Origin of the sequence: Leptothrix discophora (assembly GCF_030705305.1) — a bacterium.
Classification (GTDB): domain Bacteria; phylum Pseudomonadota; class Gammaproteobacteria; order Burkholderiales; family Burkholderiaceae_C; genus Sphaerotilus; species Sphaerotilus discophorus.
In genome coordinates this window covers 117,809-130,238 of the sequence record NZ_JAUZEE010000003.1, presented here as the reverse complement: position 1 = coordinate 130,238, position 12,430 = coordinate 117,809, and the positions used below count along the sequence as shown (strand labels likewise).

Annotated in this window: 11 protein-coding genes; 7 read left to right on the top strand and 4 right to left on the bottom strand. The window is 71.9% G+C overall.

Features of this window, described 5'->3' with window-relative positions; translation table 11 throughout:
- Positions 1-126: 126 nt before the first annotated feature.
- From Q8X39_RS06750 to Q8X39_RS06740, 3 genes are all read right to left on the bottom strand, one after another.
- A complete protein-coding gene (locus Q8X39_RS06750) occupies positions 127-1,116 on the bottom strand; it encodes a PDR/VanB family oxidoreductase (RefSeq protein WP_305748891.1) in 990 nt (329 codons plus the stop codon).
- A gap of 4 nt (positions 1,117-1,120) precedes the next feature.
- Positions 1,121-2,221, bottom strand: coding sequence for an aromatic ring-hydroxylating oxygenase subunit alpha (locus tag Q8X39_RS06745; RefSeq protein ID WP_305748890.1), 1,101 nt, complete (start codon positions 2,219-2,221; stop codon positions 1,121-1,123).
- Positions 2,222-2,317: 96 nt separating this feature from the next.
- A complete protein-coding gene (locus Q8X39_RS06740) occupies positions 2,318-3,013 on the bottom strand; it encodes a dienelactone hydrolase family protein (protein WP_305748889.1) in 696 nt (231 codons plus the stop codon).
- 166 nt (positions 3,014-3,179) lie between these two features.
- On the opposite strand from Q8X39_RS06740, the gene Q8X39_RS06735 reads away from it, so the two are divergent.
- The 4 genes from Q8X39_RS06735 to Q8X39_RS06720 all read left to right on the top strand — a co-directional run bounded on the left by Q8X39_RS06735 (position 3,180) and on the right by Q8X39_RS06720 (position 8,945).
- Positions 3,180-5,060, top strand: coding sequence for an ABC transporter ATP-binding protein (locus Q8X39_RS06735; protein ID WP_305748888.1), 1,881 nt, complete (start codon positions 3,180-3,182; stop codon positions 5,058-5,060).
- A gap of 202 nt (positions 5,061-5,262) precedes the next feature.
- Positions 5,263-5,484, top strand: a complete 222-nt coding sequence (locus tag Q8X39_RS06730) for a hypothetical protein (RefSeq protein ID WP_305748887.1) — start codon at positions 5,263-5,265, stop codon at positions 5,482-5,484.
- 196 nt (positions 5,485-5,680) lie between these two features.
- On the top strand, positions 5,681-8,107 hold the full coding sequence (locus Q8X39_RS06725; protein WP_305749284.1) for a YgiQ family radical SAM protein: 2,427 nt from the start codon (positions 5,681-5,683) through the stop codon (positions 8,105-8,107).
- Between the two features lie 214 nt (positions 8,108-8,321).
- A complete protein-coding gene (locus Q8X39_RS06720; RefSeq protein ID WP_305748886.1) occupies positions 8,322-8,945 on the top strand; it encodes a DUF924 family protein in 624 nt (207 codons plus the stop codon).
- Between the two features lie 31 nt (positions 8,946-8,976).
- Here the strand turns inward: Q8X39_RS06720 and Q8X39_RS06715 are convergent, their stop codons facing one another.
- Positions 8,977-9,393, bottom strand: a complete 417-nt coding sequence (locus tag Q8X39_RS06715) for a hypothetical protein (protein ID WP_305748885.1) — start codon at positions 9,391-9,393, stop codon at positions 8,977-8,979.
- Between the two features lie 94 nt (positions 9,394-9,487).
- Here Q8X39_RS06715 and Q8X39_RS06710 point away from each other — a divergent pair, with 94 nt between their 5' ends.
- The 3 genes from Q8X39_RS06710 (at position 9,488) to Q8X39_RS06700 (ending at position 12,421) form a co-directional block, all read left to right on the top strand.
- Positions 9,488-10,588, top strand: a complete 1,101-nt coding sequence (locus Q8X39_RS06710; RefSeq protein ID WP_305748884.1) for a tRNA dihydrouridine synthase — start codon at positions 9,488-9,490, stop codon at positions 10,586-10,588.
- Between the two features lie 44 nt (positions 10,589-10,632).
- The gene (locus Q8X39_RS06705) at positions 10,633-11,094 is read left to right on the top strand and encodes a hypothetical protein (RefSeq protein WP_305748883.1); all 462 of its coding nucleotides are present in this window, start codon (positions 10,633-10,635) and stop codon (positions 11,092-11,094) included.
- A 148-nt stretch (positions 11,095-11,242) separates the two neighbouring features.
- Positions 11,243-12,421, top strand: a complete 1,179-nt coding sequence (locus Q8X39_RS06700; RefSeq protein ID WP_305748882.1) for an acyltransferase family protein — start codon at positions 11,243-11,245, stop codon at positions 12,419-12,421.
- Positions 12,422-12,430 lie beyond the last annotated feature (9 nt).

Genomic DNA, 12,430 nt, shown 5'->3' with positions numbered 1-12,430 from the left:
GTAGGTGATTCGCACGTAAGGCATTGATGAAAAAGGAATCCATCACCGCCTTCTAAGCAGCAGGTCGGGGGTTCGAGTCCCTCCGGGCAGGCCAATCCCCGATGACGGCGATGGCTCCCGCAACCTTCACAGGTCGATCACCAGCCGGGCCGTCTTCGCGCGCGAGCAGCAGGGCAGGAACTGGTCGTTGGCGGCCTGTTCGTCGGGCTCCAGGTACTGGTCGCGGTGGTCCGGGATGCCCGCGAGCACCGGCGTCAGGCAGGTGCCGCAGATGCCCTGTTCGCAGGAACTGGGCAGGTCGCAGCCAGCCGCGTGCAGGGCCTGCAGGACGGTCTGGTGGGCTGCGATGGTGATGACGCGGCCGGAGCGGGCCAGTTCGACCTCGAAGCTGCCGGCCGCCGCGTCGGTCACGACCGGGGTGGCGGTGAACGATTCGACGTGGACCTGCGCCTCGGCCCAGCCGGCCGCCGTCGCGGCGGCTCGGGTGGCCGCCAGCAGGCCGGCCGGGCCGCAGACGTAGAGGTGATCGCCGGGGCGCACGTCGGCCAGCAGCGCTGCCAGATCGAGCCGCTGCTCGGCCGGGCCGTCGTCCAGGTGCAGGCTGATGCGGTCGGCCCAGGGCGCGGCGGCCAGTTCGTCGCGGAAGGCCATGCGCGCGGCCGAGCGTGCCGTGTAGTGCAGCCGGAAGTCGGCGCCGGCCCGGTGCAGCGCATGGGCCATCGCCAGGATGGGCGTGATGCCGATGCCGCCGGCCAGCAGCCGGTGACGTCCGGCGGCCAGCGGCTCGGCCAGCGCGAACAGGTTGCGCGGCGGGCTGATCTGGAGGATGTCGCCCTCGGCGATGCGCCCGTGCATCGCCGCCGAGCCGCCGCGCGAGGCCGGCTCGCGCAGCACGCCCAGCCGGTAGCGGCCGGTCTCGGCCGGGTCATGGCACAGCGAGTAGGGCCGCGTCAGGCCGTCGCCCAGGTGGACGTCGACATGCGCGCCAGCGCTGGCCGCGGGCAGGGCGCCGCCGTCGGCCGCGACCAGCTCGAAGCCGCAGATGTCCTCGGCCAGCACGGTCTTGCGGGCCACGCGCACCGCGATCGTCGCGGCGCGGAAAGAAGAGGCCGTCATCGCGTCAGGCTCCGGACGGGGTGGGCGATCGGGTCGCGTCGGCCGCTGACGCACCTGCAGCCGCCGCCGCCGCCGCCGCCGCCTGTTCCTCGGCCACGCGCCGGGCGATCACCTTGCGGGCATGCACGCCGCCGGCGTCGATGTTCAGCCGCAGCAGGTCCCGGTCGGGCCACCTCAGCAGGTTGGCCTGCTGGCGTTCGAGCATCTGCAGGTCCTCGCCGAAGATCTTGCGCTGGCCTTCGCGGATCTGGGCGGTCAGGGCCTCGTCCTCGGGCCGGAAGTTGCGGGCCATGCCCCAGAAGTACCAGATGCTGGTGTCGGTCTCCGGCGTGATGAAGTCGACCACGATGGCCGAGGCGCGCTGGTCGCGCGGCGCGTTGCGGCCGCCCCGGCCGGCCAGGGCCACGCCGACCTCGATCATCACGTGGCTGGGCGGGCTGTAGTGGCAGACCTGCCAGCGGTCGACCGGCTGGCTGTCGTCCAGGCCGTGCGCGCGCATCGCCATGCGCCAGAACGGCGGCGCCTGGATGCCGTCCATGAAGCGGGAGGTGGTGGCGGTGTCGCCGTCGACGCTGGTCTTGCAGGGCGTCTCGTCGATCTCGGGCTGGCCGATGCTGCCCTGGTGGACGTAGGTCTCGTGCGTCAGGTCCATCAGGTTGTCGATCATGAGGCGGTGGTCGCAGGCGACGTGGTACAGGCCGCCGCCGAAACACCACTCGGGGTCGCTGGCCCAGGCCAGGTCGGGGATCAGCGCCGCGTCGGCCTGGCTGGCGTCGCCGGGCCAGACCCAGATGAAGCCGTGGCGCTCGACCGCCGGGAAGGCGCGGATGGCCGGGAAACCGCGCACCCGCTGGCCCGGCATCGCGACGGTGCGGCCGTCGCAGCCCATCTCCAGGCCGTGGTAGCCGCAGCTCAGGCGGCCTTCGCAGACGCGGCCCAGCGACAGCGGCGCCCCCCGGTGCGGGCACCAGTCCTCCAGCGCCACCGGCTGGCCCTGCGGCCCGCGGTAGAACACGATGCGTTCTCCGCAGATCATCCGGCCGAGCGGCTGGCCATCGATCTCGTCAGGACTGGCCGCGACGTACCAGGCGTTCTTGATGTGCATGCATGTCTCCTGCGTGGTGGATGGATCCGGCTGGACCTGCTGGACCTGCTGGACCGGCCATGCCGGCGCCTCCGCGCAGGCCGGCCCAGGGGCGGATCAACCGATCGTTCGCCCGAAGAACCGCAGCGTGCGGTCCCAGGCCATCTGCGCCCAGGCCGGGTCGTACTGGACCTGCGGGATGCGGTTCGGGCCGACGGCGGTCTCGTTGGCGAAGCCGTGCTGGGCGAGGTAGTGGTGGAACTCGAAGGCGACGCCGGCCTCGCGCAGCTTGGCCTCGAAGGGCGGCAGGGTGTCGGGCGCGAAGAACTGGTCCTGCGTGGCCCAGTGGCCCAGCACCGGCACCTTGATCTTCGTGGCGTCGACGTATTCCAGCGGCGGCTGGCCATACCAGATCGCGCCGGCATCGATCTCGGGCACGAAGCACAGCGACAGCACGGTCAACGCGCCGCCCATGCAGAAGCCGGTCACGCCGACCTGGCGGCCGCTGGCCTTGAGGTGCTGAACGGCGCCGCGGATGTCCTGCGAGGCGGCGTCGCCGAAGTTCAGGCCGTCCATCAGGTGGTGGGCCTCCTCGGCCTCGACGGTGGACTTGCCGCGGTACAGGTCCGGCACCAGCGCGACGTAGCCGGCGGCGGCCAGGCGGTCGGCCACGCCGCGGATCTGGTCGTTCAGGCCCCACCATTCCTGGATCACGACCACGGCGGGCGTGGCGGCGCTGGCGCCGGCGGGTTCGGCCAAGTAGCCCGAGACGCTCTGGCCGTCGGGTCGCTGGAAGGTGATGGTCTGTCCCATGGATGCTCCTGTCGTGGGTCGGCTGCGGGTCGGCCTGGGTTGTAGCGCAAGCCCATGAGCGGCGCTTTCGGGGTTTCCGGAAGTCCTCGCGACGACCTGTCGCGCTGCGTCTACGATCCGCGACTTCGCGCAGCCGGCTCCGGTCCGCGCCTTCTGGAGCACCCCCTTGTTCGCCTTTTTCGAGCGCCTGGTCGATCCCTACCCGGATACGCGGCCGGTCCCGCCGCCGACCTCCTTCCTCGGCTTCATCTGGTCCAGCACCGAGGGCACCCGCCGCTTCGTGCTGGGGATGACCGTCTGCACCGCGCTGATCGGCGCCTTCGAGGCACTGCTGTTCGGCATGCTCGGCCGGGTGGTCGACTGGCTCGGTGCCGTCCCGCCTGACCAGTTATGGACCCAGGCGCGCGGCGAGCTGCTGCTGCTGCTGGCGGTGATCGTCGCCAGCCCGCTGGTGGTCGGCCTGCAGACGCTGTTCAAGCACCAGACGCTGTCGGGCAACTTCCCGATGCGGCTGCGCTGGAACTTCCACCGCCTGATGCTGGGCCAGAGCATGGCCTTCTACTCGGACGAGTTCGCCGGCCGGGTCGCGACCAAGGTGATGCAATCCTCGCTGGCGGTGCGCGACGTGGTGCTGATCGTCACCGACATCCTCGTCTTCGTGACGATCTACTTCGTCACGATGGCGCTGCTGGTCGGCGGCTTCCACCCGGTCATGCTGCTGCCCTTCGCCGGCTGGCTGCTGACCTACGGCCTGGCGGTGAAGTTCTTCGTGCCACGCCTGGCCCGGGTGTCGAAGAACCAGGCCGACGCGCGCTCGCTGATGACCGGGCGCATCACCGACGCCTACACCAACATCACCACCGTCAAGCTGTTCTCGCATGCCCAGCGCGAGGCCGGCTACGCCCGCTCGGCGATGCAGGAGTTCATGCAGACGGTGCACGCGCAGATGCGGCTGGTCAGCGGCTTCGAGGTCGGCATCCACACACTGAGCATGCTGTTCATCCTGTCGACCACCGCCGCCGCGCTGTGGCTGTGGACGCAGGGCCAGGTCGGCATCGGCGCGGTCGCCGCCGCCACCGCGATGGCGCTGCGCCTGAACGGCATGTCGCACTGGGTGATGTGGGAAGTGGCCTCGCTGTTCGAGCACATCGGCACGGTGCAGGACGGCATCGCCACGCTGACCCGTCCGAACGCGGTGCTGGACCGGCCCGACGCCCGGCCGCTGGACGTGCCGCGCGGCGAGATCCGCTTCGAGGCGGTCGAGTTCGGCTACGGCAGCTCGCCCTCGCTGCTGCAGGGCCTGGACCTGCACATCCGGCCGGGCGAGAAGATCGGCCTGGTCGGGCGCTCGGGCGCCGGCAAGTCGACCATCGTCAACCTGCTGCTGCGCTTCCACGACCTGCGTGGCGGGCGCATCCTGATCGACGGCCAGGACATCGCCGGCGTGGCGCAGGACAGCCTGCGCGAGCACATCGGCATGGTCACGCAGGACACCTCGCTGCTGCACCGCTCGGTGCGCGACAACATCCTCTACGGGCGCCCGGATGCGGGCGATGTCGAGATGGTGTCGGCGGCCAGGCGCGCGCAGGCCGACGAGTTCATCGCCAGCCTGACCGACCCGAAGGGCCGGCGCGGCTACGACGCCCATGTCGGCGAGCGTGGCGTCAAGCTGTCGGGCGGCCAGCGCCAGCGCATCGCGATCGCTCGGGTGATGCTCAAGGACGCGCCGATCCTGCTGCTCGACGAGGCGACCAGCGCGCTGGACTCCGAGGTCGAGGCGGCCATCCAGACCACGCTCTACCAGCTGATGGAGGGCAAGACGGTGGTGGCCATTGCGCACCGCCTGTCGACCATCGCGGCGATGGACCGGCTGATCGTGCTCGACAAGGGGCGCATCGTGGAGGAGGGCAGCCACCACGAGCTGCTCGCGCGCGGCGGCATCTACGCCCGGCTGTGGTCGCACCAGAGCGGCGGCTTCCTGGCGCCGGACGTCGACGAGGAACCCGTCGAGCCGGCCTTGCCGAGCCTGGCAGCGCCGGTCAGCTGAACGACCGGTACAGGCTTCCGGCTTGACGGGGCTCAGGTCCGGGCAAAGCGTCACGGACCGCGGCGAGCTTGCCGGATTGGGGCCGGGAGACCCCTCGTTTCCGGGTTTTGCCGGCGACGGTGCGGCGGCACGATGGGTCATCGAACCTTCACGTCCAGCCGTTTCCTGGTCAGTCCCGCAAGCCAGTCCGGAGGTCCTCAGCATGAGCCACGCCACCCGCGACGCCGCCGTCGGCGCCCATTACGAGATCCGCTTCCAGTCGCTGTACGACAGCGGTCGCGGCCTGAGCTTTCCCTGCGACGCGCAGGGCCGCGTCGGCGAGGAGCACCTCAGCGAGCGCGCCCGGCTGGCCTACCGCCGGGCCCAGTCGCTGGTCGGCCGCGAGTACGCGACGCCGGCGGTCCAGCTCAGCGACCTGCACTGATCCCCGAGGGCGAATCCCCGCCACGGGCGAGGGACAAGACCCGGCCTTGGTCGACCGCAGCGGCTGCGCGGACAATCACGGGTTGCCTTTCGCCTGATCGACGCCCGTGACCGACTCCGCCCTCCAGAACGCCCCGACCGCCACGCCCTTGGCCAACCCCACGGCCATCCCGCGCGCGCCGTCCGGCCCCGCCGCGATGCCGGTGGCCAAGCCGCTGACGGCCTGGCGGCCCTACTGGGCCAAGCGTTTCGGCATCGCGCCCTTCCTGCCGATGAACCGCGCCGAGATGGACGCGCTGGGCTGGGATTCCTGCGACGTCATCGTCGTCACCGGCGACGCCTACGTCGACCACCCGAGCTTCGGCATGGCCGTGATCGGACGGGTGCTGGAGGCGCAGGGCTTCCGCGTCGGCATCATTGCCCAGCCCGACTGGCAGAGCGCGGACCCGTTCAAGGCACTGGGCAAGCCCAACCTGTTCTGGGGCGTCACGGCCGGCAACATGGATTCGATGATCAACCGGTACACGGCCGACCGGAAGATCCGCAGCGACGACGCCTACACGCCCGGCAACGTCGGCGGCAAGCGGCCCGACCGGGCCTCGCTGGTCTACGCCCAGCGCTGCAAGGAAGCCTATCCCGTGGTGCCCATCGTGATGGGCGGCATCGAGGCCAGCCTGCGCCGCATCGCCCACTACGACTACTGGCAGGACAAGGTCCGCCGCTCGATGGTGGTCGACGCCAAGTGCGACCTGCTGCTGTACGGCAACGCCGAGCGCGCCATCGTCGAGATCGCCCACCGCCTGGCCGCCGGCGAGCCGGTGCGCCGCATCACCGACGTGCGCGGCACCGCCTTCGTGCGCCGCAGCGACGACCCGGACGCCGCTGGCTGGTTCGAGCTGGACTCGACCGACGTCGACCAGCCCGGCCGCATCGACAGCCACATCAACCCCTACCAGACCACCGCCGAGCAGGCCGCCGCGCAGGGCAGCACCTGCGCGAAGGAAGACGGCGAGGCGCAAGCGGATGCCGTCGCCGCACCGGCGAACGCGTCCGCGCCCGCGCAGGGCGAGGTCCGCCCGATCACCTTCATCCCCGGACCGCGCGCCTCGGCGGTGCTGACCGGCCGCATCTCGATGCCGCCGCGCGAGCGCACCGTCATCCGCCTGCCGGCCTACGAGCAGGTCAAGAGCGACCCGGTCCTGTATGCCCACGCCAACCGCGTGCTGCACCTGGAAACCAACCCTGGCAACGCCCGCGCGCTGGTGCAGCGCCACGGCGACGGCCCGACCGCGCGCGACGTCTGGATCAACCCGCCGCCGATCCCGCTGAGCACCGCCGAGATGGACTGGGTCTTCGGCCTGACCTACGCCCGCAGCCCGCACCCGGCCTATGCCGACGAGCACGGCGGCCACGACGGCGCGACCAAGATCCCGGCCTGGGAAATGATCCGCTTCAGCGTGAACATCATGCGCGGCTGCTTCGGCGGCTGCACCTTCTGCTCGATCACCGAGCACGAGGGCCGCATCATCCAGAGCCGCAGCGAGGACTCGGTGATCCGCGAGATCGAGGAGATCCGCGACAAGGTCAAGGGCTTCACCGGCGTCATCTCCGACCTCGGCGGGCCGACCGCCAACATGTACCGCATCGGCTGCAAGAGCCCGGCCATCGAGGCGGCCTGCCGCAAGCCGAGCTGCGTCTATCCGGGCATCTGCCCCAACCTCGACACCGACCACGGTCCGCTGGTGCAGATCTACCGGCGCGCCCGCGCGCTGCGCGGCATCAAGAAGATCCTGATCGGCTCGGGCCTGCGCTACGACCTGGCGGTGCGCTCGCCCGAGTACATCAAGGAACTCGTGCAGCACCACGTCGGCGGCTACCTGAAGATCGCCCCGGAGCACACCGAGGAAGGTCCGCTGTCGAAGATGATGAAGCCGGGCATCGGCAGCTACGACCGTTTCAAGCAGCTGTTCGACAAGTACAGCGCCGAGGCCGGCAAGCAGCAGTTCCTGATCCCGTACTTCATCGCCGCCCACCCCGGCACCACCGACGAGGACATGATGAACCTCGCGCTGTGGCTCAAGCAGAACGGCTTCCGCGCCGACCAGGTGCAGACCTTCTACCCGAGCCCGATGGCCACGGCGACGACCATGTACCACTCCGGCCTGAACCCGCTCAAGGGCATCAGCCGGGTCGCCGGCAAGGGCGAGAAGGTCGACGTGGTGCGCGGCGAACGCCGGCGTCGCCTGCACAAGGCCTTCCTGCGATACCACGATGCCAACAACTGGCCGCTGCTGCGCGAGGCGCTGCAGGAGATGGGCCGGGCCGACCTGATCGGCAACGGCAAGCACCACCTGATCCCGACCTGGCAGCCGGCCACCGGCGGCGGCTACCAGAGCCCGCGCCGCAAGAACTCGACCCCGCCGGGCGCGGCCTCCAAGGTCATCGTGCCGCAGGCGCGTGGTGCGGGGCAAGGCGGTGCGCCGGTCGGCAAGCCGGCGCAGGCCAAGGCCGCCCCGGTCAAGGCGGTTCAGGCCAAGGCCGGTCCGGTGCGCGGTCGCCTCCTGACCCAGCACACCGGCCTGCCGCCGCGCGAGACCGGCGGCGCGCGCAGGAAGGGTCGCTGACGCCGCTGACGCCGGTGACGCCTTGGAGGTGTGCGGATCACGCCCCGCGCCGGCTGCGTCTGCCGGACGACTTTTTCCAGCGGTAACGTCACCGTGGCGACCTGCGTGGCACCGTTCTCGACCGGGCCGTCGCGCTTGACCCCACGCCCGGATCGGGGCTGACGGCCCGGGTCCGGCTTGGGCACACTGGCGGCCGACCGACCCCCGCGCCCCGATGTTCGACACCATGTCTCCCGTCTCGTCCCACCTCGCCTCCGCCCAGGAGGTGCTCGATTTCTGGTTCGGCTCGCCCGATTCGCCGTCGCATGGCCGGACCCGTGTCGAGTGGTTCCGCAAGGATCCGGCCTTCGACGCGCTGATCGCCGAGCGTTTCGGCGCGCTGGTGCAGGCGGCCCTGGCCGGCGGGCTGCTGGACTGGGAACGCACCGAGTCCGGCGATGCCCGCCCGGCGCTGGCCTTGCTGATCGTGCTGGACCAGTTCCCGCGCAACCTCTATCGCGGTGATGCGCGTGCCTTCGACGGCGATGCCCGTGCGCTGGACATCGCCGGTCGGCTGGTCGGTGCCGGCCTGGACCGCGCCCTGCTGGGCGTCGAGCGCCAGTTCGTCTACCTGCCCTTCGAGCACGCCGAATCGCTGGTGGCCCAGCGCTGCGCGATGGCGCTGTTCACGCAGCTGGCGCGCGACGAGCCGGCACTCGCCGGCCTGGTCGACTGGGCCCGTCGGCACCACGACATCGTCGCCCGCTTTGGCCGCTTCCCGCACCGCAACGCCGTGCTGGGCCGGCAGAGCACGGCCGAGGAACTCGAGTTCCTCCAGCAGCCGGGTTCGGGCTTCTGAGGCAACTGCCGAGCGTCCGAGTCGACGTCGTTCAGCGCGGGATCTGCGAGGGATCGAGCGCCGGCGCCTCGCGCAGCACGCAGCGCCGGGCCTGGCAGCTGGCGCCGGGGTCGGCCAGGACGTTGCAGGTCGACATGCGGCCGCTGGCACGGTGTTCGGCCTCGCGGGCCTGGGCATGTTCCCGCGCCAGTGCGGCCAGGGCGTCCTGCCGGGCCGGGGTCGTGACCGTGCGGGTCGACCACGGCAGGAAGGCTTCCGGGCCACCGCAGGCCTTCTGGCCGATCGGCAGGGTGCGGCAGTCGCTGTCCTGCTGGCAGCTGGGCGTGCCGATGGCCTGCTCGATGCGCGGCAGCAGCGACGCCGCCCGGTCGGCGCTGCGCACCGGCGCGCTGGCGCAGGCACCCAGCAGCAGGGCGAGGGCGCCGATCAGGCCGCCTTGGCGGACCACGGGGTGTCGAAGGGGGTTCGTCATGCCGGCACTGTAGCGAGCCGACCCGCGACGACAATCCCGCCTCGCCTCAGATGAATCCGAACGTTTCCCGATGAGACTGCTGCTCGCCCCGATGGAGGGCCTCCTGGATGCGCCGCTGCGCGACGTGCTGACCCGCGTCGGCGGGGTCGACCGCTGCGTTTCCGAATTCATCCGCGTGACCGGCACGCTGCTGCCCGAGCGGGCCTTCCTGCGGGTGGTGCCCGAACTCGCCAACGGCAGCCGGACGACCGCCGGCGTGCCGGTGCGGCCGCAGCTGCTCGGTTCGGACGCCGCCTGCCTGGCCGACAACGCCGGTCGGCTGGCCGAGATGGGCGCCGAGGGTGTCGACCTGAACTTCGGCTGCCCGGCGGCGGTCGTCAACCGCCACGGCGGCGGTGCCGCCTTGCTGCAGGACCCCGAACAGCTCGCCCCGCTGGTGGCCGCCGTGCGGCGCGCGGTGCCGGCCCACCTGCCGGTGTCGGCCAAGATGCGCCTGGGCTATGCCGACGACCGCCTGGCGCTGGACTGCGCCCGGGCGCTGGTCGCGGGCGGCGCCAGCGAACTGGTCGTGCATGGCCGCACCAAGGCGCAGGGCTACCGGCCACCGGCCTGGTGGGACCGCATCGCCGAGGTGCGCGAGGCGGTCGCCGTGCCGGTGGTCGCCAACGGCGAGATCTGGAACGTCGACGACGCCCTGCGCTGCCAGCGCGAAAGCGGCTGCGCCGACCTGATGCTCGGCCGCGGCATCGTCGCCGACCCGGGCCTGGCCTGGGCGGTGCGGGCGGCGGTCGCGCCCGCATGGCACGCCTCGGCCGGCCAGCCCGCCGGCTGCGACTGGGCCACGCTGGAGCCACTGATCGGTGTCCATTGGCAACTGACCGAACCGCGCGTCGCGCCGCGTCACCGGGCCGGCCGGCTCAAGCAGTGGCTCAACCTGCTGCGCCGCGTCCACCCCGAGGCGCAGGCGGCCTTCGACGAGCTGCGCACCGTCACCGACCCCCGCGCGATCGAGCCCATCCTGCGGCGCGGCTGGCTCGGAACCGCCGGCGCCGTCGGCCCGGTCGGCGAGATCCCGTCACCGCCCGTTGCAGGCCCGCAGGAACCCGTTGCCCGGTCGACCGGTCACAACCCGACACCGCGGCAGCCGGTCGACTGCCTTGACGCTGCCTGAGCGGCCTGCCGATGATCCCGTCCCCTGAAAGAAGCCCTGCCGTGATGAACCTCCAGCTGCGATCGACCCCGTCCCGAACGAACGTCTCCGCCCCGCACCGGCGTGGCCGGCATGCACGGGCCACGCTGGCCGCGCTCGCCTGTCTGGCCGGACTGGGCCTGGCCGCGCCGGCCTGGAGCCAGTCCGCCGCAGGCTCGGACAGCGCTTCCAGCGGCCCTGGCATCGGCATTGGCGAGAAGGCCCGCGAGGCCGGCGGTGCCATCGCCCGCGACGCCAAGACCGCCGGCAAGGCCGTGGCCGAGGGCGCCAAGGGCGTCGGCGGTGCCGCAGCCTCCGCCGCCAAGGAGGCCTGGGGCCTGGCCAAGGACGGCGCGAAGGCCGTCGGATCGGCAGCCAGCTCGGGCTACCGGGCGGCCAAGAAGGAGATCGTCGGCAGCGGTGACGGTGCCGGCAGCAGCGGCGGCCAGGCGCCCGCACCGGTCGAGGACCGCAGCAAGCCGCGCTGATCGGGCCACCGGAACGCGGGGACCGGTCGGCCACACCGGTCCGGCCCCGTGTTTACCCTCGTACACTCCGCCGCTTCTGCAGCAGCGCCGTTGTTGCAACCGTCTCAGCCTGGCATCCCGCCGGCATCGGTCGCCAGCCGCCCGCGTCATGTCACTCAGCAGTACCCCGAGCCCGTCGGTCGCGGCGCCTTCCGCTCGACCGGCGCCTTGTGCCACCGCCCTGCCGTCGACCCTGATCGACACCGCCAAGGCGCTGGCCTCCCAGCTGATCGTTGCCCATCACCTCGTCATCTACGGCCCGATGAGCCGTCAGGTGCAGCCGCTCGCGCCCGACCTGTGGGCCTGGCTGGCCGATCCGGCGCGGCTGGCGGTGCAGGTCTTCCTGGTGATCGCCGGCTACCTGGCGGCGCGCTCGCTGATGCCCACGCCTGGCGCGGCCGGTCGGGTGCGCGCCCAGGCGCTGCCGCGCGTGCTGTGGCAGCGGGTGCTGCGGCTCGCGCCGGTCTACTGGCTGGCCATCGCGCTGGTGCTGGTGACCGCCGCCGTCGCGCGGGTGTGGTTCGATGACCCGGACACGCCGCCGCTGCCGCACGCCGTCCAGCTGATCGCCAACCTGCTGTTCCTGCAGGACGTGACCGGGCATGAGGCCCTGTCGGCCGGCCTCTGGTATGTGGCCATCGACCTGCAGCTCTATGGCGGACTGGCGCTGTTCGGCGCCGCCACCGCGCTGCTGGGCCGGGTTTCCGAACGCAGCCGGGCGCTGCTGGTGGTTTGCACGATGTCGGCGCTGGTGGCCGCCTCGCTCTACGGCTTCAACCGACTGCAGGGCTGGGATGCGTGGGCGCCGTACTTCTTCGGCGCCTACGGCCTGGGCGTGCTGGCGCACTGGCTGGGCCGCATGAGCCAGCCGACCTGGCGCGGCCTGGGCGTCGCGGCGCTGTGCGTGCTGGTCGCGGGCGCGCTGGCGGTGGACTTCCGCTCGCGCATCGCGCTGGCCGGCACCGTCGCGGTGCTGCTGGTGGTCAGCCCGGCCTGGTTGTCGTGGCTGGGCCTGGACCGCCAGCCGGTCCGCGCGTTGACCGCCTGGCTGGCGCGGCTGTCGTATGCGGTCTTCCTGCTGCACTACCCGCTCAGCCTGGCCGTGGCGGCCCTGGTGACGACGCTGGCGCCCGACTCGCTGGAGGTCAACCTGCTCGGCCTGATCGCCACCTGGGCCCTGACGCTGGCCTGCGCACACGCGCTCGAACGCCAGATCGGCCTGTGGCAGCGGCGCTGGCGCGAACGTCGCGCCGAGGCCGCCCGCGGCGCCCTGCCGGTCGCTGGCTGAGATGGATCC